Raw genomic sequence first — 24,734 nt, forward strand, 5'->3', positions numbered from 1 at the left:
ACGGAGTACGCACTTGTCCGCAGAACTCCTGTCCATTCTCGCCCTCATCGTGATGTTCGTCGTGGCCACCGTCTTCCCCGTCAACCTGGGGGCGCTGGCCCTCGTCGGCGCCTTCCTCGTCGGCACGCTGGCCGCCGGCATGAGCCCCGACGACATCCTCGGCGCGTTCCCCGGCAGCCTGTTCGTGATCCTCGTCGGGGTGACGCTGCTGTTCGCGATCGCCACCAACAACGGCACGGTCGACTGGCTCGTACGGGCCGCCGTGCACCTCGTACGGGGACGGCTGGCCGCCATCCCGCTCGTCGTCTTCGCCATCTCGGCGCTGCTGACCGCGGTGGGCGCGCCCGCACCGGCGGTGGCGGCGATCCTCGCGCCGATCGCGTTCGGGTTCGCCGCCGACTACCGCATCCATCCGATGCTGATCGGGCTCATGGTGGCGCACGGCACCCAGGCGGGCGCGTTCTCGCCGATCAGCGTGCTGGGCGGGATCGTGAACGGCGTCACCGACGACTCGGGCCTGCCGTACGACAACCTCGTGCTGTTCCTGTCGAGCTTCGCCTTCAACGCCGCGGCGGCTGTGATCGTCTTCTTCCTCTTCGGCGGCCACCACCTGCTCCACCGCACCGACCCACCCCCCGACCTCGCTCCCAGCACCCCCGTCCCGGCCTCCAGCCCCGTGTCCGGGTCGGGCTCTGCGGCGGATGAGGGCGGAGCGGCCGCCGTGGTCGCCCCCGCAACCGGCCCTGCAACCACCCATGACGCGAGCACCGTGGCGGGTGGTGGGTTACGGCTCACCGTTCACCAGGCGCTCACCCTGGTCGGCATCCTCGCGCTCTGCGTGGCCGTGCTGGCCTTCCAGCTCGACGTGGGCCTGACCGCCGTCACCGTCGCGGTGGTCCTCTCCCTCACCTCCCCCAAGGCGAACAAGGGCGCCGTCGAGCGGGTGGCCTGGCCGACCGTGCTGCTCATCTGCGGCGTCGTCACGTACGTGGGCGTCCTGCAGGAGATCGGCACCGTCGACTACGTCGGCGCGTCGGTGGCCGCCCTCGGCATCCCGCTGCTCGTGGCGCTGCTCATCTGTTACGTGGGCGGCGTCGTGTCGGCGTTCGCCTCGACGGTCGGCATCCTCGGCGCGCTGGTGCCACTGGCGGTGCCGCTGCTGTCGCAGGGAACCCTCGGCCCGATCGCGATGATCGCCGCGCTGTCGGTCTCGTCGGCCATCGTGGACGTCAGCCCGTTCTCCACCACGGGCGCGCTCCTCGTGGCGAACGTCCGCGGCATGGAACGCGACCTCTTCTACCGCAAGCTCCTCACGTACGGCGCCGGAGTCGTCGTGGCAGGCCCCCTCGCCGCCTGGGCCGTCCTCGTCGTCCCGGGCTGGCTCGGCTGACACCAACCGGTCGTGCCGCCCGAAAGGACGGCACGACCGGCGCACGTCACAGGATCGTGCCGGCTGGGCCGGTCAGCATCGTGGTGCCCGCGCCGGCGAAGTTGGCCAGGTCGGCGACCGCGGCGCGGCCCTCCTCCCCGGACATCGCCGCGTTGAAGGCGTCCTGGTCGTCGAAGGTCAGCACCGCGACGAGGTGGTACGCGGGCCGCTCACCGCGCCCGGCCGCGGGCCGCATGACCGAGTACGCGCGCAACCCGGGCAGCCGGGCCGCGAGCGGCGCGTGCGTCTCGTCGTAGTGCTTGTCGAAGGCTTCGGCGTTCTCCGGGTGGTGGTAGAGCACGACGAGTTGGTAAGCCACGGTCCGTCTCCTCGGGTCGGGTCGTCCTTCGATCAAACTCCTCCCCGACCGCACGCGATAGAGGCACCACCGACGAACCCCTCGCGAACACCATGTCCTGAACCGCCTGGGGTGGTCAGCCGACGGAGGTGGCGGTGGCCGGCACCCGTCCCTCGTACGGGTCGATCCTGCTGAGGGCCGCACGCACGATGCTCACCACGTCGGAGTCCTTGAAGTGGTCCGTCAGCGGGATGCCCAGCGCCGCGAACAGCTGCCTCGTCTCCACGACCGTCGGCGGGGAGCTGAGCAAAGGGGCCTTGCCGAGCTCCAGCACCCGCGATCGCTCCAGGCTGTTCTCCAGCTCGAAGTTCCAAGGAAGATGGGAGTTGTGCTGCCGGAACCAGCAGGCGGCGAGGATCGTGGAGCAGACGTCCATCCGGGTGCCGAGTGTCGCCCACCCGGGCCTGCCGATTGCGGTCCCTGATCCACACGAAGGCGAGCAGCGCCAGCACCGGCAGGATGAGTTTGTCCGACTTACCGTCGTCGAGCACCTCCAAGAGGTCGAGTCTTTCCGCGCAACGAATTGATCACTTGGTGTAGTCAGGTGGTCCGGTCGTGGTGGTTGTGCAGCAGTACGAGGGCGGCTGCGACGATCCGGCCGATGGCTTGTGGAGGTGCGCCGAACAGCTCAGTGGGCGGGGTCAGCAGAAGCTGACCCCGCCCACTTTGAGGTGTTCCATTCAGTGGTTCGTAGGAGTTCTGCTAGTTCTTGCGGTTGCCGTTTCCGTTACCGTGGACCCTTGTCTCGGATGCGACGGTGCCGTTGGCGGCGAGGGTGAGGCGCATCGCCTGTCCCGGGGGCGCCTTGAAGTCGAACATGTTGTCCAGGTCTCCGGAGGTGGCATCGGCGGAGACACCGCCGATCCTTCCGGTCTTCCAGTTGTCCTCGATGAACTTGAGGATGGAGGACTGGGTGGTCAGGGTGTGGTCGATGAAGTTCTTCTTCGCGTAGGGCGAGATCACCAGGAGCGGCTGGCGGGTGCCGGGGCCGCAGCGGTTGATCTGGCCGCCGATGTCGAGGGTGGCGGCGTCGGTGCAGATTGCGGAGTTGCCGCTGGCGGCGCTGCCGTTGGTGATGGGGGCGGCGACGTGGTCGTACCAGCCGTCGGAGTCGTCGTAGGCGATCACGATCGCGGTGTCGGCCCAGGCGGGCGAGGCCTCGATGGCGTTGATTTCCTTGACGAGGGATATCTGCTCGTCGACCGGGTTGGAGCTGCCGGGGTGTCCGTCCTGGGCGGCCGCGGCCTTCACGAAGGAGACCGCGGGGAGCTTGTCGGCGGCCAGCGCCTGGTAGAAGTAGCTGACGTCGTAGTTGTGGTTTGCCTGGCCGTCGTGGCCGACCTCGTCGAGCGAGGCGGGCAGGAGGTGGTGCGGGTTGGAGGTCGACTCGTAGTAGGCGAACGGCGCGTGGTGCGGCACATAGGCGCCGAGCGGGAAGTTCGCGTTCTGCGCGGTGATCGGCACCTGGGCGCCACAGACGGCGTAGCCGGTCGGGCTGTCGGCCGCGGTCGTGGTCGGCGTGAACCCGTCCTCGAACCATCCCCAGCTGACGCCGCGGGCGTTGAGCAGGTCGCCGATGTTCTTGCCGGTCATCTTGGTGAGGTTGCCGGTCTTGGTGTGGTTGCTGTCGGCGCAGTCGTCGTAGAACGGGTCAGGGTCGCTCGTCACGGTCGTCGTGGTGGTCGAGGTCGGGACCCCGGTGACGGAGTTCACACTGAGCGCGCCGGAGGTGTTGCCCGAGACCAGGTTGAGAGCGCCCGGCGTGGACGGGCCGAAGCCGGTGCTGAAGCTGTTGTCGCTCATGGCGTAGTTCTGGGCCAGGGTCCACAGCGCGGTCACCGTGTTGCCGTCGTAGTAGTCCATGACGAGTCCGTCGGTGCCGTAGAGGGTGGACGGGCTGCAGCTGCTGGTCTCGGTCTCCTCGACGAAGCGGTCCATCAGACCGCCGTTGAAGGCCTTCTGTTCACTGCCGTAGGAGTGGGACTGGTCGCAAGTGAGCGCGTGCGCCGCGTCGAGACGCTGCGGGTTGAACGCGTTCGGGTTGTTGGTGAGCAGGTCCGGGTGGGAGATGTAGTTGTTCGGGATCGGCGTTCCCGCCTTGGCGGTGAACGTGGTGCCGTCGGTGTTGGCCGCATGCGGGTAGGTGCCGAAGTAGTGGTCGAAGGAGTTGTTCTCATCGTAGATCACCACGACGTGCTTGATCGGGGTCGCAGTCTTGGCGGAATTGCCGGCCTTCGGTGCGGCGTTGGCTGACGTGCCGAGGTTAGCGACGCCGAACACGGTCGCGGCCAGGGCGGCAACCGACGCGGCCGCGATGGCGGCGCGTTTATGACCGATGGAGCTCATTGCATGGTGCCTTTCGGGTTTCTTTTTGGTTGGTGCTTCGGCGGGCCGGTCAGTTCATCAGGGTCCGGCCGAGCCAGTCGTTGGAGTCGCGGACACCGGGCAGCGCGAAGTAGTAGCCGCCGCCGAACGGCGATATGTAGTCGGTCAGGGCTTCATCGGCCAGCCGCTGCTGCACGGCGGCGAACTGCCGCTTGATGTCTTGGTTGAAGGTCGTGAAGATGAGGCCCATGTCGAGCTGGCCGTTGGTGTCGGTGCCGGCGTTGTAGTTGTAGCCGCGACGCAGCAGCCGCGAAGAGTCGGTCGCGGGCGTACGCGGGTTGGCGAGCCGGATGTGGGCGCCGGTGGGGATCGCGTCACCGTTCGGGTCGTTGAGGTAGTCCGGAGTGTCCGTCTCGTTGACTCCGGTCAGGGGCGCGCCGACGTCGCGTGAGCGGCCGATCATGTTCTCCTGCTCGCGCAGCGAAACCCGGTCCCAGAACTCGACCAGCATGCGGATGAGCCGGACGACGTGGTAGCTGCCGCCCGCGGTCCAGGCGGGTTCGCTACCGTCGGTCGCGGCCCAGACCAGCCGTGCCATCTCGGCCGGGTCGTCGATGTTCGGGTTCGCGGTGCCGTCCTTGAACCCCATCAGGTTGCGGGGTGTTCCGGTCGGGCGAGGCGGGGAGATGAACCCGTCGGTCCGCCACCGGACAGCCATGCCTCCGCGGGTGGCGCGGGTGATGTCGCGCATGGCGTGGATCACGGTGTCGGCATGGTCGGCGCGCAACTGCAGCAGGAGGTCCCCGTCACACATGTCGCGGCGCAGCGCGTCGTTCGGGAAGTCCGGCATCGTCACCAGCCGGGCCGGTTTCCGATCCGCCAGCCCGTAACGGTCATCGAACAAGCTCGCGCCCACCGACAGCGTCACGGTCAGACCATCCGGGCTGATGTCGGGCCCCACGACGCCGGAGTCCGACGGCGGCGCCGAGATGCCGACCGACGGCGGCGCACCACCAGCAACCAGAAACCGTGCCCGGCCAGTGACCGCCTGGAACAGCTCGGACAGCTCGGCACGATCGGCTGCGGTGACATCGAGCGCCAGGAATGCCGCTGCGGCTTGGGGCGGAGTGAGCACGCCCTGCTGGTGCTCGCCGTGGAAGGCGAACCGCCTGGGCGCGGCCGACGAATCCGCAGCCGATGGCGCTGCGTCGGCGCGAACGGCCGCCGCACCGATCCCCGCGCCGAGGGCGGCGGTGCCGAGGCTCGCGCCGACCGCGCCCAGGAACCCACGCCGGCCCACCATCCGCGTGGGGCCGGTTCCGCCCGTGCCGGCGTTCCGGTTCCGGGTCACTGGTCGGCCACCCTCGGGTCGGTGATCGCGGCGATCGGGGCGAGCAACTCCACGGTGCGCTCCAGGTCGGCGTCGAGCGCTTCGCGCTGGGCGCGGTCCAGCGAATCCAGCGCCCGCCAGGTACCGCCGGTCTGGTAGGAGGCAACCAAGGTCGCGGTGCGGGCCAGCCATGCGTCCGCGTCGCTCAGCCCGGCGTAGCGGGGTGTCACGAGGGGGCGGATCGGCTCGAGCACCGCGCGGGTCGCCTCGATATCGGCAGCGATCACCGCCAACCCGGTGTGCGAACCGGCGTCGTCGGCGCCAGTGAGGGTGAACTGGATCGCGTCTTCCAAGATCTCATGCGAACGCAGACCGAGATCGATGGCGTTCACCGGGGTCTTGGCCAGCGTCGCCGTCAACGATCCGATATCGGTGATGAGCCGCGAGGCAACCGGCGCGGCGTCGGCGATCGGTCGATCGCTCCACAACAGCGCCTCGATCTTGCGCAGCCCGTGCAGATCGGAGTCCTCCAGCGCCGAGCTACCGGCGGCTGGATCACCATCAACAGCGTCGGCCAGATCCCCGAACGCCCCGTAGGCCGCACCGAGGCGCGAGTAGTCCTGCTGGGCCGTCAGCCAAGCCGCCTGTGAGACAGCACGGTCGCCACTCACAATCGCTGTGGCGAGTCGTTGCGCGTCGCTCGCCAGTCCCTTGATACGGGAGTCGACCCACTCGTTGTAGGTGTGAGCGGCGGGAAGCAAATCCGCTCGGGTCACCACCTCGATGCCAGGAGTCGGGACAAGCCCAGCCGGGGAATCGCGCACCGTCACCACCGGCCCGGCGATCGGATCGTTACCAGCCGGCATACACACGAACCGGTACCGGCCGTCGGCGAGAGTGACCCGCAGGTGGTAGACCGTGCTCGGGCCCAGACCCTCAGCCTCGGCATACACCTTCCGGTCATCGGCCCCTTCGAGGTAGACCGCTTCACCGGCGATGGTGGAATTCGACACCGCGAAATCGAACGCGCCGCCGGTGGCCGGACCCGACCAGCCGTCACCACATGCATCGAAGCCGTTCACAACCGCTATCGCGCCCGCCGAAGGCGTAGACGGCTCCCGACTTGCACCGAAGGTCCGCGACACGAACACCGCACTCACTGCAACGATCACGACCGTAACGATCACGGCCGCAACAACCGACAGCCGCCGCCCGCCTGGTACGACAAAAACGGAAGAACGCACAGCAAGGACTCGCAAGGTAGACATCTGGTAACAAACTGAACTTAAGGCCACACTTAGCAGCACAGTCGTTTGACGCACGAGTCTTCCCGCGAGCTTCATGCTCAGTTCAGCGACACCGCCCAGAGTGTCAAGAAATGTTCATTCGGGCGTTATCCCGGCTGCTCAGCCCTGTCGTTGTCGCTGCGCCGGATCATGAGAATGTCGCCGGCATCTTTGGTGACCACGACGTTGACCGAGGGGGACGAGGATGTTGGGCTTCGGGGCTGGAGGATCGTCGTGATAGTCGATCCGGCGTAGCCATAGATCATGACCCTATCGGGCTGGCTTGGTCCGGACCTTCCGTAGCTGTCGACGTAGATGGTGATCATTTCACCACTGAACGTTTTTCATCCTCAGGCGGCCTGCGCGACGCGGTGGTTGTGAAGGACGGCGACGGCCTTGCACAGGTGGCCGACCTTGGAGGGGCTGCAGCGCAGCTTGCGGAGGACCTTCCCGGCCCGTTCGAGGGCGCGCAGGATGCCCCAGATGCGGGCGGCGCTCAGGTCGTGGGCCTTGCCGGGCAGCGCACCCGAGGTCCCCAGATGGTCGAAACCGGCACGACCTCGGTGAATGACTCGCCCTTGCACAGGTAGACCAGCACGAGCAGCGCCTGCTGACCGGGTTCAGCCGCCGCCAAGGCCAGCCGATCGCCTTGCGGTGCCGGCGGATCAGCCCGGCGACGTAGTTCAGGGTCTGAGGCAACAAATCGACGGCGGCACGATAGAACAGCAACTCGGAGCCTCTGGTTGTAAAAGTTGATCTTGGTCGACAATCCTTCTGCCAGAGCCTCGATCATGCCTACCCGCATGGCATGCCCTCGACCTGCGGCTTCAGGTTGATAACCCTCACGGATCCGCGTTCTTACGGGCGTCATAGCTGTCGTTCAACCGCCCTCCTTCATGCCGTCAAGCGCGCAGTCCACCAACCGGTACTCGACATCGTCCGGTGACCACCCGAGCTTCTTCGACCACCGGACATCCGGAAGAACCCGCGTGGAGCGGCTGCGGATCCGCATGGGAAGCGTCGAGCGTGCCGGAGACGCCGGCCATGAATCGTGCCCCTTCATGGCCGGCCTTCCATCGGATCGCGACACCACTGCCGGCGCGCAACATACCCCTGGCCATCCGGTGCCAGGCCGGGCCCGCAGCCCTCACAGGCCCGCTGGCCCAGGTTCAGTCCCAGTCGTGGTCGCTCGGGAGCAGCACCATGTTGTGGGCCCCCAGGATGTCCACCAGTTCGTTGAACTTCTCCTCCGGCCAGGGTTCCGGAGCCCGGTCCGTCTCGCCGTGGGTCAGGAAGAAGGACTCGGGCCCGGCGGGCGTGTAGAAGACGAGGAGCCTGGCCGTGTTCTGGCTGATGTTCTTGAACGCGTGGCGGGTGCCCTTGGGGATGTAGAGGAAGTCGCTCGTACCGGCTGTGATCTTCTCATGTCCGTTGATGAACTCGAACTCTCTGGCGCCTTCGTTGCTGAGCGCTGGAAAACATCCCACTGCGGGCATGCACGACGATGCGGCCCTGCTGAGCGAGGTGCTGGCGTCGACCGACGGGCCGGTCGTAGTGCTGGGTCACTCCTACGGGGGCATCCCGATCACCGAGGCCGCCGCGGGGGCCGGTAACGTCGAGCGGCTGATCTACCTGGCCGCGTACATGCCGGCCAAGGGGCAGTCGATGTACGCGATCCATGGCCTTCCCGACCCCGAGGACACCACCGGCCTGTTTCCCCTGATCGACGAACCACGCACCTCGCTCTATGGCGATCTGCCCGACGCCAAGGCCGAGCAGGCCCTCAGCATGCTGGTCAACCAGACGATCCGCTCGTTCGCGGAGAAGGTCGACGCTGCTGCCTGGCAGGACATCCCGTCCACCTACATCCTCACCGAGCACGACAGGGCCATCCCGCCCGCGCTGCAGGAGCAAATGGCGGCCCAGGCCACCGAGACGCGCCGCCTCGTCAGCGGTCATTCTCCGTTCCTGTCACAGCCGGGTGACCTGGCCGCCCTCATCGACGGAACAGCGCGATCCACTCAGCGGTAGGCGCTGGCCTGGAGGGTGTAGAGGTCGGCGTAGAGACCGTTCAGGGACATGAGCGTCTCGTGGTCACCCTCCTCGGTGACCTTTCCGTGGGCCAGGACGTAGATGCGGTCGGCGTAGCGGACACTGGCCAGGCGGTGGGTGATGAGCAGGACGGTGCGGCCGTCGGAATGGGCGCGGATGCGTTCGAAGAGCGCGTGTTCGGCCCGGGCGTCGAGGGCGGCCGTGGGCTCGTCGCAGATCAGCAGGACGGCGTCGCGATGGAAGCCTCGCGCCACGGCGATGCGCTGCCACTGACCGCCCGAGAGCTCGTGGCCGTCCTTGAAACGGCGGTCGAGCAGGGTGCGGTAGCCGTTGGGCAGGCCGGCGACCACCTCGTCGGCCCCTGCCACGGCCGCGGCCGCGTGCAGCGCCGGCTCGCCCTTGTCGGTGCCCATCGTGATGTTGTACCGGGCGGTCAGGGGCCAGCGGGTGTGGTCCTGCGCGATCACGGCGGTGCGCAGTCGCAGCTCGTCGGGGTCGACCTCGCGCAGGTCGGTGTCGTCCCAGTGGACGGTGCCCGAGTCGGGTTCGTACAGCCCCGCGAGGATCTTGGCGAGGGTGCTCTTGCCGGAGCCGTTCTCGCCGACGAGCGCGATGACCTCACCCTGTTTGATCTCCACCGAGACGCCGGCCAGGGCGGGCGTCTCGGTGCCCGGATAGGTGAACACGACGTCGCGCGCCGTGACGGCGGAGAAGCGCGTGGGGGCGGCGAGCGAGCGGGGGCGGGTCAGCCGCCGCTCGGCCTCGCCGCAGAACTCGAGGAAGTCGGTGAAGTAGAGGCCCTGCTCGTAGAGGCGGTTGGTGGCGTACATGAGGTTGGCCAGCGACGTCTGACCCGTGCGGATGGCGAGGACCGCGGTGCCGGCCACGGCCAGCGGGATCGCCGCCACCGCCAGCAGGATGCCGAGCACCACGTAGACGAGGGCGGTGCCGAGGCCGCCGAGCGCCTCGCCGACGAGCCGGGCGGACGTCTGGCGCCGGGCCAGGGTCAGCATGATGTCTTGTTCGGCCTTGGCCACCGCGTCGTACAGGCGCATGAGGAAGCCGCGCATCGTGAACGCGCGCACCTCGGCCGCGGACTCACGTTCGGCCAGCAGGCGCCCGATGATCCACTTGCGGCGGTGGGCGGGGATGAGGGAGTACATCGTCGCGTAGCGCATGCGGGCGCTGCGCACCGCCGCCCAGGCGTCGGGCAGCACCGCGAGCAGGAGCAGCGGGAGCAGCACCGGGTGGAGAATGCCCAGCACGCCGCCCACGGCCGTGATGCCGACCAGCGCGGTGACCACGTCGGCGGCCGCCGACACCACGTATTCGGCGGTGTAGACGCCGCGGGCGTTGGCGCGTTCCAAGGAGTCGTGGAAGTCGGGGTCGTCGTAGGCGACCAGCTCCACCTGGCTGGTCAGGCCGTACAGACGCTCCTCGGTGAGGCGGACGATCTGCGGGGCGAGGCGGGACTCCGCCCAGCCCGCGCCCGCCTGCACGGTGGCGCGCAGCGCGGCCGCGACGGCGACCAGCGCGAGGCTGGGCAGCGCGGCGACGACGCGGTCGGGGGTAGGGCCATCGGCGAACAGCGCGCCGAGGACGCCGGTGGTGGCCAGCAGGCCGAACGCGGTGAACGCGCCGCCGAGCAGGTTGAGCGCGACGACGGCCAGCGTGTCGCGCCTGCTCGCCTGGCAGGCCATGCGCAGCGCCTGGGAGACGAGCGAGGGGAGCCTTCTGGCGATGGTCAGGAAGCCGACCTGCGCCATCTGATCGGTGTGGACGCTCCAGCTGGGGAAGGAGATCTCGCCGAGTTCGAGGGACTCATTCTGCATGCTGAGAGTGTGTACGCGGGCACCGACAGTTTCTGTTCCCGCGAGCACACCCTGCCGGACTCCTACCGCCCGGCCGTCCTCCCGTGCGGCCCGCAACGGACGCAGCGGCCATTTCGGGTGGCGGTCCTGAAAGGGGTTGAGAGGGTCGAGCGCTTTCGGTGGCGGCCCGAAAGGTTCGGAGGGGCGGTCGCTTCCGGTGGCGGCCCTGAGAGGCTTGGAGGGGCGGTCGGTTTCGGTGGCAGCCCTGAGAGGCTCGGAGGGGCGGTCGGTTTCGGTGGGGGCTCGGTGGGGTGGGCGCTTCTGGTGTTGTTCGTCGGCTGTGTGGTGGTGGGGTCGGGCTGCGGCGGCCGCTGGGCCAGGGGCGCGTGGGATGGACGCAGATCACAGGCTGATCACGACAAATTACCTTTTACCCCTACAAAGAGGCATTAATCGGACTTACAGTTATTAACCATGACAGTAAGCCTTGACTGGCGTCACCTGTGGCTTCCCACGCTCACGTGGACGGCCGCGGCCTCGCTCGTCACCCTCGTCGCGTGCGCCGTGGTGGTCTGGCTGCTCGTGCGCTACACCGGGTGGGGACGCCAGTTCCGGCGGCTCACGTTCCCCTACTTCGAACCGCGGCGCAGCCTGGTGCCGCTGGTCACGGTCCTGCTCATCCTCGCGCTCACGGTCCTGCTCGTACGCCTGTCGGTGCTGATCTCCTACGCGCTGAACGGCATGTTCACGGCACTCGGACGGCTGGACGCGCACGACTTCTGGACCTCCATCGTGGTCTTCGCGGTCCTCGCCGGTCTGTACGTGGCAGGGTCCCTCGCCAGCTACCTCGTCGCCCAGCGCTTCACCATCGACTGGCGGACGTGGATGACCGACCACATGATCGCCGACTGGTTGAAGGGGCACGCCTACCACCGGGGCCAGTTCGTCCAGGAGCCCGTCGACAACCCCGACCAGCGCATCCAGGAGGACGTCCAGCAGTTCGTCGACGAGTCCTGCGACCTCGCCATCGGCGCGGTGGACGCCGCCCTGCGGCTGGTGTCGTTCACCGCCATCCTGTGGGGGCTGTCGGGGCCGATCCCGGTGTTCGGCTTCGAGGTGCCACGGGCCATGGTGGTGATCTCGTACGTCTACGTGCTGGTGGCGTCGGTGATCGCCTTCAGGGTCGGCCGCCCGCTGATCAGCCTGGAGTTCCTGCGGGAGGGGCTGTCCGCGTCGTTCCGCTACGCGCTGATCCGCCTGCGCGACCACTCCGAGTGCATCGCCTTCTACGGCGGCGAGCGGGTGGAGCGGGCGGCCCTGTGCGGCAAGTTCGCCGCGGTCATCGCCAACACGTGGGCCATCGCGCTGCGCAGGTTGAAACTGCTGGGCTTCAACGACTCGATCACCCAGGTGGCGCAGGTCTTCCCGTACATCATCCAGGCGCCGCGCTTCTTCGCGAAGACGCTCACGCTCGGCGACGTCACCCAGACCGCCGACGCGTTCGGCCAGGTGCACGACTCGCTGTCCTTCTTCAGGAACTCCTACGACACCTTCGCCGGCTACCGTGCCGCCCTCAACCGGCTCACGGCCCTGATGGACGTGAACCACGAGTCGCGCCGGCTGCCGTCGCCGACCGTGTCCCACCGTCCGGACGCGCTCGTCATCGAGGGCCTGCGGGTCTGGCGTCCTGACCGCGTTCCGCTGATCGAGGGGCTGTCACTGACGATGAGCCCTGGGCAGGCGCTCCTCGTCAAGGGCGCCTCGGGCAGCGGCAAGACGACCCTGCTGCGCAGCATGGCGAGCCTGTGGCCGCACGCGCACGGCGTCATCCGCAGGCCCACCGGCGGGCACACGCTGTTCCTGTCGCAGCAGATGTACCTGCCCATGGGCAGCCTGCGCGCCGCCCTGGCCTATCCGGAGGCGTCGGCCCACATCGACGACGAGCTCGCGCGCGAGACGCTGCACCGCGTACAGCTCGGCCACCTGGAGCTCCGGATCGACGACGAGGCGCACTGGTCGCGCATCCTGTCGCCCGGCGAGCAGCAGCGCCTCGGGTTCGCCAGGATCCTGCTGAGCCGGCCGCAGCTGGTCTTCCTCGACGAGGCCACGTCGGCCATGGACGAAGGGCTGGAGTACGCGCTGTACCGGCTCGTCCGCGAACAGCTGCCGATGTGCATGGTCGTCAGCGTCGGCCACCGCAGCACGCTGAACGCCTTCCACACGCACCACCTCAACCTGCTGGGCGCCGGCCGCTGGGGCATGGCACCGGCATAGGAACGTTCCCACCTGCCAGGATCCGCGGTGAACCCCTCCTCGATACTGGACGCCCCGACAGTCATGAGGAGAGACGGCAGTGCCCTGGAACACCACCGATCACGTTGCGAAATTTCTGTCCGTAGCGGGGGATTTCGTCCATTCCCGGACAGACCGCCACACGATGCTGCTCTCGGCCCTCGCCGGCGTGCGTCACGCGGCTCCGCCGCAGGGTGACGGCCCGTTGTTCGGCTGGTGGGGGCAGGACGGCGACGGCGCGGTCACCGCGGCGTTCGTGTGGACGCCCCCGTTCCTGCTCGCCCTGTCGTCGTTGCCGGACGGCGCCGAGGAGGAGCTGGCCCGCCTGGTGGCCGCTGATTCACGCACCGCGGCGAACCTGATGACCGACGAGCGGAGCGGACGGGCCTTCGCCGCGGCCTGGACGGAGCACACCGGCCTTGGCACGCACACCCGCCTGGCGTCCCGCCTGTTCCGGCTCGACGCGCTGACCCCGCCGAACCCCGAGCCACGGGGACGGTCCCGGCTCGCCAAGGAGGCCGACCGGCCGCTGCTGACGGACTGGTACACGGCGTTCACCCAGGAGGCGGGCGACATGCCCGCCGACCCGACGGCGTTCGTGGACGATCGGCTCGCCTACTCCGGCTGGACGCTGTGGGAGGTGGACGGCCGGCCGGTGTCGATGGCCGGCATCACCCGCAGCGTCTCGGGCATGGCGCGGATCACGCCCGTCTACACCCCGCCAGGCGAGCGTGGTCATGGGTACGGCGCGGCGGTCACGTCCGCCGTCTCGGCGGCCGCGCTGGGCTCGGGCACCCCGGACGTCCTGCTGTTCACCGACGTGACGAACCCGGTCAGCAACCGGCTCTACACCCGCATCGGCTTCCGCCCGGTGGACGACTTCGTCATGCTCGCGCTGGACGCGCCGGGCCGCTGACCGTACGCGGGCATGAAAGAACCCCCGGCCGCGAGCGGCCGGGGGTTCGTCATCTCAGCGGATCAGCCGGTGAAGCCGATGCTCGTCCAGTCGTAGGTCTTGTAGCCCTTCGCGCCGTAGTTCGCGAGCGTCTTCTTGGTCGCCCGGATCTCAGGACGCTGGTACAGCGGGATGGTGTGCACCATGTCCCAGATCAGCTTGTCGGCGGCGTTGGCCAGTTCCTGGGCCTTGGCCGGGTCCAGCTCGCTCACCGCGGCGTCGATGGCGGCGTCGAGGGCCGGGTCGCTGCCCTTCGGGTAGTTGCTCTCCGAGCCCGTCTTGTAGATCTGCGCGAGGCTGCCGATGGGCAGCGGCGTGCCGATCCACGAGAACGGCGTGATGTCGAAGTCGCCCTTGTTGACGTAGTCGGTGAAGAACTTGTCGAGCGGGACGGCCTTGATGTTGACCTTGATCCCGGCCTCCTTGAGCATGGCCTGGGTCAGCTCACCCTCGGTCTGGGAGACCGGCGTCGCCGTCGGGATGACGAAGTTCAGGTCGAACTCCTTGCCGTCCTTCTTGCGGTACTCGCCCTCCTGCTTCCAGCCGGCCGCGTCGAGCAGCTGCTTGGCCTTCTCCAGGTTGTACTTGCCGAGGTCGCCGGAGTTGTCGACGTAGGCCTTGTGGTTGTTCATGAAGATGTGGTTGCCGAGCGTCTGCAGCGGCCAGTCCATGTCCTTCAGGTCGGACTGCGTGATCACGTCACGGTTGATCGCGTACGCGACGGCGTGCCGGACGTTCTTGTCCTTCAGGATCTCGCTCTGGTTGTTGACGGTGAAGTGCCGCCAGTTCGGGCTGAGCGCCTTGCGGATGTCGACGCCCGGCACCTCCTTGGCCCGCTTGAGCTCGGCCGGGGCGCCCGAGGGGATCTCGACCGAGTCGATCTCGCCGTTGGCGAAGGCGTTCACCTGCGCGTCGGGCGTCTCGATGGCACGGAAGATGATCTTGTCGAGCTTGGCCTTCTGGCCCCACCACTTGTCGTCACGCACGAGGGTGAGCGTCTTGGTGCCCTCGTCGATCTTCTCGACCTTGAAGGGACCAGCGGTGACCGGGATCTTCTGGTTGTACTCATTGTCGTACGCCTCGGGCGTCTCCACGTACTTGGCCGGCGTGAGGTACGGCGACCCGGAGAACAGGCCCATCCACTCGGGGTAGGGCTTGGAGTACGTGACGACGGCGACCTTGTCGGTGTCACCCTTGGTGATCGACTCGATGCGGTCCCAGCCGTCCGTGGAGGCCGGCTTGAAGTCCTTGTTCGAGCCGTTGTTGGCCTTCCAGTTGGCCTCGAGGTCCTTCCACGTGATGGGGGTGCCGTCGGACCAGGTGGCCTTGTCGTTCAGGGTGTAGGTGACGACCTGCTTGCCGTCCTTCATCTCGTTCGTGATGGAGGTGGCGAAGTCGGGGTTCGGCTTGTAGTTGGCCTCCTCGTCGAACACCATGAGCTGCGGCATGACCGGCGCGAGCATGTCACTCGTGTCGCGCTGGTTGCCGTCGACGTGGTTGCTGTTCCACTGGGTGGGCCACTGGCCGACCGCCAGCGTCAGCGTACCGCCGTCCTTGACCTGGTCGTACGCGACGGGGTTGATGGCGAAGCCGGGTACGGCCGCCATCTGCTGCTGGGCCTGCTGCGACTGCTCCGCGCTCGGCTGGTTGCCGCCTTCGCCGCCACCTCCGCCGCACGCCGCGACGGCCAGGGCCAGGACCGCGACACCAGCGGCTGCCCGGTAACGAACCTTCACTTTTCCTCCTGATCATCCGAGGCCGTGATGACCTCGACTTCCTCTGCGTAGTGGCAGGCGGCGCCGTGGTCGACGGCGCTCGCGAGCCGAGCAATCGAGGGCTCTTCGTCGACACACCGCCGCTGCTCGTCGGCGCTGAGCCGGGCGAACTTGGGGCAGCGGGTGCGGAACCGGCAACCCGATGGCGGGTCGGCCGGGCTGGGCAGGTCGCCTTCGAGCAGGATCCGCTTCCGGTTGCGTTCCAGTTCCGGGTCCGGCAGCGGGATCGCCGACAGCAGCGCCTGCGTGTAGGGGTGGGCGGGGTGGTCGTAGACGCTCTGGACCGTGCCGATCTCGGCGATCTTGCCCAGGTACATCACGGCCACCCGGTCGGCCAGGTGCCTTACCACGGCCAGGTCATGGGCGACGAACAGGTACGACAGCCCCAGGGTGTTCTTCAGCTCCTCCAGGAGGTTGATCACACCGGCCTGGATGGAGACGTCGAGCGCGGACACCGGCTCGTCCAGGACGATCAGCTTCGGCTCCAGCGCGAGGGCGCGGGCGATGCCGATGCGCTGGCGCTGGCCGCCGGAGAACTGCTGCGGGTAGCGCTCGGCGTACTCGGGCGCGAGCCCCACCAGTTCCAGCAGCTCGGCGACCCGTGCCTCGACGTCCTTCCTGCCGTGGGCGCGCAGCGGCTCGGCGATGATGTCGCCGACCGGCATGCGCGGGTCGAGCGCGGCCATCGGGTCCTGGAAGACGATCTGCAGGTCCTTGCGCAGCGCCTTGCGGGTCGCCGCGTCCATGGTGGAGCTGTCCTTGCCGAGCACGACCACCCGGCCGCCCTGCGGGGGCGCGAGCTGCATGATCTGCTGCAGCGTGGTGGTCTTGCCGCAGCCGGACTCGCCGACCAGGGCCAGCGTCTCGCCCTCTGCGATGTCGAAGCTGATGCCGTCGACCGCGTGCACCGTGCCGACGCGGCGCTTGAACACGGCGCCCTTCATCAGCGGGTAGTGCCGGATCATGCTGTCCAGCTCCAGCACGGTGGGACGCTCGGCCCGCGGCACGCGCACCACGTCGCTCGGCGGGATCACCGGGACGGGGAACACGTCGGCGCCGGTGAGGCCCTTGTGCTCGATCTCCTGCGCGCGGATGCAGGCGACGTGCCGTCCGGCACCGGAGGGCACGAGCGGCGGCTCCTGCTCGTCGCACATGTCCACCTTCATCGGACAGCGCGGCGCGAACGGGCAGCCGGGGGGCAGCGACGCGGGCGAGGGCGGGTTGCCCTCGATCGGCACGAGCGCCCCCTCCTCGCCGTCGATCCTCGGGATCGAGGCGAGCAGGCCCATCGTGTACGGCATGCGCGGCCGGTAGTAGATGTCGTCCACCGAGCCCTGCTCGACCGGCTTGCCCGCGTACATGACGAGCACCCGGTCGGCCATGCCGGCGATGACGCCCAGGTCGTGCGTGATCATCACGATGCCGGCGCCGGTCTCCTGCTGGGCGGTCTTCAGAACCTCCAGCACCTGCGCCTGGATGGTGACGTCGAGCGCGGTGGTGGGCTCGTCGCAGATCAGCAGGTCGGGGTCGTTGGCGATGGCCATGGCGATCATCGCGCGCTGGCGCATGCCGCCGGAGAACTCGTGCGGGAAGGCCTTGGCGCGCACGTCCGGGTGCGGGATGCCGACCAGGTCGAGCAACTCCACGGCCCGCTTGGCGGCCTTGTCCTTGTTCACCTTCTGGTGGATGCGCACGGCCTCGGCGATCTGGTCGCCGATGGTGTAGACGGGCGTGAAGGCCGACAGCGGGTCCTGGAAGATCATGCTGATCGACTTGCCGCGGACCTTGACCAGCTCGTCTTCCTTCATGCCGATCAGTTCCTGGCCGTGCAGCTTCACCGAGCCGCTGACCACGGAGTTCTGCTGCAGCAGGCCCATGATCGCCAGAGAGGTGACGGACTTGCCCGAGCCGGACTCGCCCACGATGCCGAGCACCTCGCCGCGCTCGACCTCGTACGAGACCCCGCGCACGGCCTGGACGCCGCCGGGGAAGGTGACAGTGAGGTCCTTGACCTCCAGAATGCTCACGAGTTGCTCCCCGGGTCGAGTGCGTCACGCAGGCCGTCGCCGATGAGGTTGACGCTGAGCACGAGCAGCACCAACAGGCCCGCGGGGAAGACGAACAGCCACGGATAGCCGGTGGCGTTGTCGGAACCGGTCGCGATCAGCGTGCCGAGCGAGACGTCCGGCGGCTGGATGCCGAAGCCGAAGAAGGACAGTGCCGCCTCGCCGATGATCGCCGAGGAGACGTTGAGCGTCGCGTCGATGATCAGCAGGGAGGACATGTTCGGCACGATGTGCCGGAAGATGATCTTCCAGCGCGGGATGCCCATGTAGAGGGCGGCCTGCACGTACTCGCGTTCGCGCAGCGACATCGTCATGCTGCGGACCACCCTGGAGGTGATCATCCAGGAGAACGCGGCCAGCAGCACCACGAACCAGAGCCAGTTACCGGACTTCAGGCGGGGCGAGATGATCGCGATCAGGAGGAAGCTCGGCAGGACGAGGAGCAGTTCCACGCCCCACATGAGCACCCGGTCGACCCATCCGCCGAAATATCCGGCGAACGCGCCCACGATCGCGGCCAGGCCGGTCGAGATGAGGGCGACCATGAGGCCGATGAGGATCGACTTCTGCATGCCGCGCAGGGTGACCGCGTACAGGTCCTGGCCGATGGAGGTGGTTCCCCACCAGTGGTCGGCGCTGGGCGCCGACAGGAAGGCCATGAAGTCCTTCTCGGTCCAGTCGTACTTGCCGATGTACGGGCCGACGTAGGCCACCAGCACCAGTGCGACCAGGGCGACGAAGCCATAGCGGGCCTGGTTGTTGCGGAACAGGCGCCTGAGGACGACTTTCGAACGCATGTCAGCTCACCCGCACCCGGGGGTCGAGGGCCGCCACCAGGAGGTCGGACAGCAGCGAGGCGAACAGGATGCACACGGCGGTGAAGGCGGTGACCGCGGCGACGGAGTTGACGTCGTTGGCGTTGATCGAGTCGACCAGCCAGGCGCCCATGCCGTGCCAGTTGTAGATCTTCTCGGTGAAGATGGCGCCGGTGAACACCGTGCCGACGGAGAAGGCGAAGTACGTCGCGGAGGGGATCAGCGCGGTGCGCAGCGCGTGCTTCATCAGCGCGGTCCTGCGGCGCAGGCCCTTGGCCATGGCCGTGCGGACGAAGTCCTGGCCGAGCACGTCGAGCATCATGTTGCGCTGGATGCGGCTGTAGAAGGCCGCGCCCGACCCGCCGATGCTGAGGGAGATCGTCGGCAGGATCAGGTGGTTCAGCCGGTTGAGGAACTGGTCGAAGCCGGACAGCTTGGGGTTGTACTCACCGGTGTACTCGATCAGCGTGAAGCCGAGCCCCCGGTTCAGGTTGTACGTCGCGATCGCCAGCAGGGTGGCGAGGACGAACACCGGTATCGCCATGAGCACGAAGGAGCCGACTCCGATTAACCGGTCACCGAACTTGTACTGTTTCACCGCGGAGTAGGCGCCGAGTGCCACGCCGATCGCGAAGCCGAGGAGCGTGCCGAGGATCAGCAGCCGCAGGCTGACGAACATCCGCCGGCCCAGCTCATCGTTGACCGACGCGCCGTTCCAGGTCTTGCCGAAGTCTCCGGTGACCACACCCGTGGCCCAGGTCGCGTAGCGCTGCAGAACCGGCGTCTTGTCGTTCAGGTTGTAGGCGTCGAGGGTCTTGTCGATGACAGCCTCGGGGACCGGAGGTTGCCGTCCCTGGTACGCCGCCCGCGGGTTCATGGTGGTGGCCGCGAGCATGTACGCCAGGCTGGACGCGATCACGACCAGAATGACGTTTATTGCCAACCTGCGGAGCAGGTACTTGCCCATTACTCTCCGTTCGCGCTGACCGGGGGCGCGAACTACCGGCCGGGAGAGGCGCCCCCGCAACGTAAACCCGTCGTCCGACGACTGGGGTGTCAGCTGACGACGGGGTGGCGATCAGGGCGCAAGAATATAAGCAAAAATATAACAGTCAGAAACGGACGTATATAACGGTCAGGTCACTCGTAAATGATCTTCGCGGCCGGGCCGATACCCTGGCTCCGCCGGGGCTAGCTGGGAAAATGCAGGCGGGCAGGGTAGCCGACAAGACGCCTTGCCGGGACCCATTGTCACAGAATCTGGACAAAGGTTTCCAAGCTGGCAAAGAGATCCACTTCGCGTCCGCGAGCGCCGGACCAGCGCGCCGGCCGGAGATGTCGGAGGTGTCGCGCCTCCGGCCGCCACCGCCCCGCCCCGCCACGCTCACCCCTCCAGCCGGTACGCCCGCCGCGCCGTCCCCGCGAAGACCATGGCCCGCTCGTCGTCTGACAGCCCGGAACACAGTTCGTCAGCCGCGCCTGCAACCTGCTCGTACTCGGCGGCGAGCAGGCATACCGGCCAGTCGGAGCCGAACATCACCCGCTCAGGGCCGAACGCCTCCAGCACGACCTCGGCGTACGGCCGCAGGTCGGCCACCCGCCACGAGCCCCAGTCCGCCTCGGTCACCAGGCCCGACAGCTTGCAGTGGACGTTGGGCAGCGCGGCGAGCCTACGGACCAGGCCGCGCCACGGCTCCAGCTCGCCGGAGGCGATCGGCGGCTTGGACAGGTGGTCGAGCACGAACGTCAGCTCGGGCAGCGCCGCCGCCGCCTCGATGGCGGCGGGCAGCTGGTGCGGCAGTGTGAGCAGGTCGTAGGCCAGCCCGGCGGAGGCCACGGCGGCCAGGCCGCGGCGCACGTCAGGACGCGTGAGCCAGGCCGGATCGGGCTCGTCCTGCACGCCGTGGCGCACCCCCACGAGCCCCGCCGGGAGCGCGGCCAGCGTGTCGGCGACGTCCGGCGCGGTCAGGTCCACCCAGCCGACCACCCCGGCGACCAGGTCGGACGCGGCGGCCAGCGCGAGGAACTCCCGCGTCTCGGCGAGGTCGGGCAGCACCTGGACGAGCACGGTCCGCGTCACACCGGCGGCGGCGGCCGGACCGGCGAGCTGGTCGAGCGTGAACGCGCGGCGCACGGGCGCCATCTCGTCCGGGTCCAGCCACGTGTGCGGGCGTGCGGAGGGGTCCCAGACATGGTGGTGGGCGTCGATGCGCATCATCGGATTCCAGTTTCATACGGTTCGGTCAAGCTTCGGGGGGATCATGCCACGCCCCGCCCTCGACGGAGCGGCCCCCTCGCCACGACACAGCGCTGATCGCCCGGACCCCACCAGACATGGCCTTGATCGTCCGATATGCGGTGTTACGTTGGGTGGGAAGCGTGCCCGCACACTCGCGAAGGACGTGGTTCCCGTGCTCTACCTCTTCGGTTTCGAGCGGATCGGCGTGGCAGTGAGCGACATCTACTTCGTCGACCCCGCCCCCATGCCCGGCCAGGAGGGCGCCGAACGAGGAGTGCGGCTCGAACTGCGCAAACTGGAGCAGGGCGACCTCAAGGGCTCCATCTACTCCGCCCGCCCGATCACCGTCGAGCGTCCGCTCTGGCGGGTCGACCTGTTGGAGTCGGTCGAGGGCACACCGGGCAGCTTCGACCGCACCCACCACCATCCGGGCATGCGCGGCTGGGAACCGGGACGGCGGACGTTCGACGAGCGACTGTCGAAGGACCCCCTCGCCTGGCTCGGCGAGCGGCTCGCCGACCTGGAGGGCGTCCTCGACGAGGCGGGCGTCGGACGCGAGGAGGTGACCCAGGAGGACGTCAGCGGCCTGCGCGAACGCGCTCCCGAGATCGTCGAGACGGTCTCCCGCCTGCTGGAGCGCATCCGCGCCACCGATCCCGCTCCCCCGGCCGGCGCCGAGTCCGCCGACAGCGTCCGCGCGAGCTGGCTCTGAACGTACTGATCACGGTGAGACCGCTCGGAGACGCCACGTGAACCTGCTCCTGCGTAACGCCCTGCTGCTCGACGTGGCCACGGGCGAGTACACCGAGGGCGACCTGCGCTGCGCCGACGGGCGCATCGCCGAGACCGGGACGGGCCTTCGCGCCCCCGACGGCACGCGGGTCCTCGACGTCGCGGGTGCCCACGTCGTACCTGGACTGATCGACGCCCACGTGCACGTCACCGCCTCGACCGCCGACCTCGGCGCGCTGCGCGCCATGGCTCCGTCGTACGTCACCGCGCACGCGGCCCGCATCATGGCGGGCATGCTCGGGCGGGGGTTCACCACGGTCCGGGACAACTCAGGCGCCGACCACGGGCTGGCCGACGCGCAGGCCGAGGGACTGATCCGCGGGCCCCGGCTGCTGTTCTGCGGCAAGGGCCTGAGCCAGACCGGCGGCCACGCCGACTTCCGTGGCCGCGGCGAGAACCTCACCGACGACCACCCGTGCTGCGCCGGCGTCGGACGGATCGCCGACGGCGTCGACGCCGTCCGCGTGGCCGCCCGCGACGAGCTGCGCAAGGGCGCCCACCACATCAAGGTGATGGCCTCCGGCGGCGTGGCCTCCCCGACCGACCGCATCGACTCCACCCAGTACTCCATGGACGAGCTGCGCGCCGCCGTCGAGGAGGCCGAGGCCGCCAACCGGTACGTCGCCGCCCACGCCTACACCGCGCGGGCCGTCAACCGGGCGCTCGAAGCGGGCGTGCGCTCCATCGAGCACGGCAACCTGATCGACGACACGAGCGTCGAGCTGTTCCTGCGGCACGACGCGTACCTGGTGCCGACGCTGGTCACGTACTGGGCGCTGAAGGAGGAGGGGCGGGCGTTCGGGCTGCCGGAGGACAGCTGGCGCAAGGTGGACGAGGTGCTGGACGCCGGGCTCGCCGCGCTGGAGCGCGCCGCCCGCGGCGGCGCGCGGCTGGCGTTCGGGACCGACCTGCTCGGCGGCATGCACCGGCACCAGAGCCACGAGTTCCGGCTGCGCGCGGAGGTGCAGGCGCCGATCGACGTGCTGCGCGCCGCGACGTCCGGGGCGGCCGAGCTGCTCGGGATGAGCGGCGAGATCGGCACGCTGGACGCCGGCGCGCACGCCGACCTGCTGGTCCTCGACGGCGACCCGCTGATGGACGCCGGCGTGCTGGCCGACCGGAAGCACCTGCGCCACGTCGTCCAGGCGGGCGCCGTCGTCTGACCTGCCTGTCCTGGATGCGGAACGGTGCGTAGCGTGGACAGGGTGACGACGCTGACACGGGCCGCACTCGTCGTCGTGGCGGTGCTGGTCCTGCTGCTCGCGCTGCTGTGGGTGTTCCAGCGGCGGCTCGTCTACCTGCCCGACCGCGGGCCGGTGCCGCCTGCCGCGTCGGTGATCCCGGGCGCGCGCGACGTGTCGTTCACGACGAGCGACGGCCTGCGGCTCGCCGCCTGGTACGTGCCCGGCCACCGCGACGTGACCGTCCTCGTGCTGGGCGGCAACGCGGGCAACCGGCTGCACCGGGCGGAACTGGCCCTCGCGCTGTCGGCGTACGGGCTGCCGGTGCTGCTGATGGACTACCGCGGCTACGGCGGCAACCCCGGCACGCCCACCGAGGAGGGCCTGCACCTCGACGCGCTGGCCGCCCGCCAGTTCATCGACGGCCCGCGCGTCGTCTACTTCGGCGAGAGCCTCGGCGCGGCGGTGGCGACCCGGCTCGCGCTGGAGCGCCCGCCCGCCGGGCTGGTCCTGCGCTCCCCCTTCACCGACCTGGCCGACGCCGGACAGGCCAACTACCCGTTCCTCCCGGTGCGCGCGCTGCTGCGCGACCGCTTCCCCGTCGTCCCCGACATCGGCCGGGTACGGGCCCCCGTCGTCGTGGCGTACGGGACCGGCGACACGATCGTGCCCCCGCGTCTCAGCCGGGCGGTCGCCGAGGCGGCCGGCGCGAAGGAGGTGCGGATCGCCGGAGCCGGCCACAACGACCTCGTCATGCTGAACGGCCGCGAGCTCATCACCGCGGTGGCGGACCTCGCCGACCGCGCGAGCTGACCTGTTCTCGCCGGACGTGCGTACTGACCGTCCTCGTCCTAGAACTCCTGCCAGGTCGCCTCGGTCACCCGGCAGGGTCCGCCCTGGTGCACCCGCATCCGCCCGGCGGCCACGTCCAGCCCGATCGTGGCGATCGTCTCCCATCGCTGGTTGATCGGCATCTCCGGGTCGGGATGGGCGCAGACGGGCGCGTCGTCAGGGCCGTGGCCGAGCATGGCCAGCGCCCGCACGGTCAGGTCGGCGTCGCTCAGCCCGTCGACGTGGTCGCGCAGGTGCCGCTGCCTGTCGTACGTGAAGGGCCGGTCGGTGGCGTGCCGCTCCCCCTCGGCGAGGCCCGCGTCGAGGAAGTGGTTGCAGTGCAGCAGCACCCCGTCGGGGCCGGGCGGGATGACCGACACCCCGGCCGGGGAGATCTCGACGGCCCCCGCGTCCCCCTCCGTGACGACCGTGATGACGGTCGAGGCCGACACCTCGGCCGAGCGGGCGATGTCGGCCGCCTGCGCGACGGTGGCCGCCTCGTCCAGGATCCGGCGCGCGATGAGATGGACGGGCACGGCCATGTCGGCGCTGTCGGAGCCATGACGCAGGATGTTGAAGTGCACGCCGAGCCCGGCCGTGTTGACGCCGATCTTCGCCAGCGCGCCCGCCTCGGTGAACGTCCGCACCACGTGGCCGGGGAACGGCTCGTACTCCCACAGCACGGGCGCGTCGCGCAGGTGGTCGTGCCAGTCCCAGGTCTGCACCGTGCGCGCCGGGCCCGAGGCGGGCAGCACGACCGAGGTCGAGCACTCACCGTCGCCCGTGACGTCGGCGGCGCCGCCCGCGTCGATGGCGGCCAGGATCTCGGTGCGGGCGTTGACCACCGCGACCTGCCAGGGTTCGAGGCCCGCACCCCACGCGATCCCGGCGATCTCCTCGGCCAGCCGGGGCGCCCAGGCGGCGCTGCGGTCGAGCGCCCGCTCCCCCCAGGCGCGCACCCGCGCGCCGCTCGCGCCGGCCACCGTGAACAGGTCGGTGTAGCCGGACAGGTTGCGCAGGATCTGGTCGCGCAGGTGGGTGCCGAGCTCCTTGCCCCGGGCGAGGGGTTCGGACTGACTGGACGTGAAAACAGGAAATGTCATGGCTTACCCATCGAACTCGGCGAGCCATGGCGCCCGGCGGCGGAACACGCCGCGAACGCGCGCACACCGCCCGACGTGAACAAGAACGGCGGAA

The 24,734-nt window shown here is 69.0% G+C and carries 22 protein-coding genes and 1 pseudogene; 7 read left to right on the forward strand and 16 right to left on the reverse strand.

The features are described from left to right. Nucleotides 1-13: 13 nt before the first annotated feature. On the forward strand, nt 14-1,390 hold the full coding sequence (locus BLR04_RS01260; RefSeq protein WP_090758653.1) for an SLC13 family permease: 1,377 nt from the start codon (nt 14-16) through the stop codon (nt 1,388-1,390). Nucleotides 1,391-1,436: 46 nt separating this feature from the next. Here BLR04_RS01260 and BLR04_RS01265 read toward each other — a convergent pair whose 3' ends face one another. The 9 genes and pseudogenes from BLR04_RS01265 to BLR04_RS01300 form a co-directional block, all read right to left on the reverse strand. Continuing rightward, nucleotides 1,437-1,748: an EthD family reductase gene (locus BLR04_RS01265; protein WP_090758655.1), complete on the reverse strand. Its 312-nt coding sequence runs from the start codon at nt 1,746-1,748 to the stop codon at nt 1,437-1,439. A gap of 115 nt (nt 1,749-1,863) precedes the next feature. Then, nucleotides 1,864-2,163, reverse strand: coding sequence for a hypothetical protein (locus tag BLR04_RS01270; protein WP_090758657.1), 300 nt, complete (start codon nt 2,161-2,163; stop codon nt 1,864-1,866). A 326-nt stretch (nt 2,164-2,489) separates the two neighbouring features. After that, nucleotides 2,490-4,133: a phospholipase C gene (locus tag BLR04_RS01275; RefSeq protein ID WP_090758659.1), complete on the reverse strand. Its 1,644-nt coding sequence runs from the start codon at nt 4,131-4,133 to the stop codon at nt 2,490-2,492. Nucleotides 4,134-4,182: 49 nt separating this feature from the next. After that, on the reverse strand, nt 4,183-5,463 hold the full coding sequence (gene efeB / locus BLR04_RS01280) for an iron uptake transporter deferrochelatase/peroxidase subunit (protein WP_218128680.1): 1,281 nt from the start codon (nt 5,461-5,463) through the stop codon (nt 4,183-4,185). Continuing rightward, nucleotides 5,460-6,614 carry an EfeM/EfeO family lipoprotein gene (locus BLR04_RS01285; protein WP_176902879.1) on the reverse strand — a complete coding sequence of 385 codons (1,155 nt, stop codon included), beginning with the start codon at nt 6,612-6,614 and terminating at the stop codon, nt 5,460-5,462. Before BLR04_RS01285 ends, efeB begins: the two co-directional genes overlap by 4 nt. 221 nt (nt 6,615-6,835) lie before the next feature. After that, nucleotides 6,836-7,054: a hypothetical protein gene (locus tag BLR04_RS42680; RefSeq protein ID WP_425413419.1), complete on the reverse strand. Its 219-nt coding sequence runs from the start codon at nt 7,052-7,054 to the stop codon at nt 6,836-6,838. Between the two features lie 24 nt (nt 7,055-7,078). Continuing rightward, on the reverse strand, nt 7,079-7,312 hold the full coding sequence (locus BLR04_RS42685; protein WP_090758663.1) for a hypothetical protein: 234 nt from the start codon (nt 7,310-7,312) through the stop codon (nt 7,079-7,081). After that, nucleotides 7,264-7,457: pseudogene (locus tag BLR04_RS42690) on the reverse strand (IS5/IS1182 family transposase); the annotation flags it as partial. The gene BLR04_RS42685 and the pseudogene BLR04_RS42690, both read right to left, overlap by 49 nt. 440 nt (nt 7,458-7,897) lie before the next feature. Next, a complete protein-coding gene (locus tag BLR04_RS01300) occupies nt 7,898-8,224 on the reverse strand; it encodes a cupin domain-containing protein (RefSeq protein ID WP_143021916.1) in 327 nt (108 codons plus the stop codon). Between BLR04_RS01300 and BLR04_RS01305 the strand changes: the two genes are divergently transcribed. Next, nucleotides 8,223-8,759, forward strand: coding sequence for an alpha/beta hydrolase (locus BLR04_RS01305; protein ID WP_176902880.1), 537 nt, complete (start codon nt 8,223-8,225; stop codon nt 8,757-8,759). The two genes, BLR04_RS01300 and BLR04_RS01305, sit on opposite strands and share 2 nt — an antisense overlap. Here BLR04_RS01305 and BLR04_RS01310 read toward each other — a convergent pair. After that, nucleotides 8,750-10,612 carry an ABC transporter ATP-binding protein gene (locus tag BLR04_RS01310; protein ID WP_090758665.1) on the reverse strand — a complete coding sequence of 621 codons (1,863 nt, stop codon included), beginning with the start codon at nt 10,610-10,612 and terminating at the stop codon, nt 8,750-8,752. The genes BLR04_RS01305 and BLR04_RS01310 overlap by 10 nt on opposite strands. Nucleotides 10,613-11,065: 453 nt before the next feature. Here BLR04_RS01310 and BLR04_RS01315 point away from each other — a divergent pair, with 453 nt between their 5' ends. Further along, a complete protein-coding gene (locus tag BLR04_RS01315; RefSeq protein ID WP_090758667.1) occupies nt 11,066-12,865 on the forward strand; it encodes an ABC transporter ATP-binding protein/permease in 1,800 nt (599 codons plus the stop codon). A gap of 163 nt (nt 12,866-13,028) precedes the next feature. Then, entirely contained in the window at nt 13,029-13,799 is a 771-nt protein-coding gene (locus BLR04_RS01320; protein WP_090758669.1) for a GNAT family N-acetyltransferase, read from the forward strand. A 62-nt stretch (nt 13,800-13,861) separates the two neighbouring features. On the opposite strand, the gene BLR04_RS01325 is transcribed toward BLR04_RS01320, so the two are convergent. The 5 genes from BLR04_RS01325 to BLR04_RS01345 form a co-directional block, all read right to left on the reverse strand. Next, on the reverse strand, nt 13,862-15,574 hold the full coding sequence (locus BLR04_RS01325; protein ID WP_090758671.1) for an ABC transporter family substrate-binding protein: 1,713 nt from the start codon (nt 15,572-15,574) through the stop codon (nt 13,862-13,864). After that, complete coding sequence (locus tag BLR04_RS01330; protein WP_090758674.1) at nt 15,571-17,640, reverse strand: ABC transporter ATP-binding protein; 2,070 nt, start codon at nt 17,638-17,640, stop codon at nt 15,571-15,573. The genes BLR04_RS01325 and BLR04_RS01330 overlap by 4 nt, the downstream gene beginning before the upstream one ends. Continuing rightward, nucleotides 17,637-18,476, reverse strand: a complete 840-nt coding sequence (locus BLR04_RS01335) for an ABC transporter permease (protein ID WP_090758676.1) — start codon at nt 18,474-18,476, stop codon at nt 17,637-17,639. Before BLR04_RS01335 ends, BLR04_RS01330 begins: the two co-directional genes overlap by 4 nt. Nucleotide 18,477: 1 nt before the next feature. Further along, entirely contained in the window at nt 18,478-19,461 is a 984-nt protein-coding gene (locus tag BLR04_RS01340; protein WP_090758678.1) for an ABC transporter permease, read from the reverse strand. A 417-nt stretch (nt 19,462-19,878) separates the two neighbouring features. After that, nucleotides 19,879-20,712: an amidohydrolase family protein gene (locus tag BLR04_RS01345; RefSeq protein ID WP_176902881.1), complete on the reverse strand. Its 834-nt coding sequence runs from the start codon at nt 20,710-20,712 to the stop codon at nt 19,879-19,881. Between the two features lie 184 nt (nt 20,713-20,896). On the opposite strand from BLR04_RS01345, the gene BLR04_RS01350 reads away from it, so the two are divergent. The 3 genes from BLR04_RS01350 to BLR04_RS01360 are packed head-to-tail and all read left to right on the forward strand — an operon-like array spanning nt 20,897 to nt 23,519. Beyond that, nucleotides 20,897-21,445: a hypothetical protein gene (locus tag BLR04_RS01350; RefSeq protein WP_245739948.1), complete on the forward strand. Its 549-nt coding sequence runs from the start codon at nt 20,897-20,899 to the stop codon at nt 21,443-21,445. 37 nt (nt 21,446-21,482) lie between these two features. After that, complete coding sequence (locus tag BLR04_RS01355) at nt 21,483-22,688, forward strand: metal-dependent hydrolase family protein (RefSeq protein ID WP_090758682.1); 1,206 nt, start codon at nt 21,483-21,485, stop codon at nt 22,686-22,688. A gap of 42 nt (nt 22,689-22,730) precedes the next feature. Continuing rightward, nucleotides 22,731-23,519: an alpha/beta hydrolase gene (locus tag BLR04_RS01360; RefSeq protein ID WP_218128681.1), complete on the forward strand. Its 789-nt coding sequence runs from the start codon at nt 22,731-22,733 to the stop codon at nt 23,517-23,519. A 38-nt stretch (nt 23,520-23,557) separates the two neighbouring features. Here BLR04_RS01360 and BLR04_RS01365 read toward each other — a convergent pair whose 3' ends face one another. Next, nucleotides 23,558-24,640, reverse strand: a complete 1,083-nt coding sequence (locus tag BLR04_RS01365; protein ID WP_090758684.1) for a C45 family autoproteolytic acyltransferase/hydrolase — start codon at nt 24,638-24,640, stop codon at nt 23,558-23,560. Nucleotides 24,641-24,734 lie beyond the last annotated feature (94 nt).

It is taken from the genome of Nonomuraea maritima (assembly GCF_900100395.1).
Lineage (GTDB): Bacteria > Actinomycetota > Actinomycetes > Streptosporangiales > Streptosporangiaceae > Nonomuraea > Nonomuraea maritima.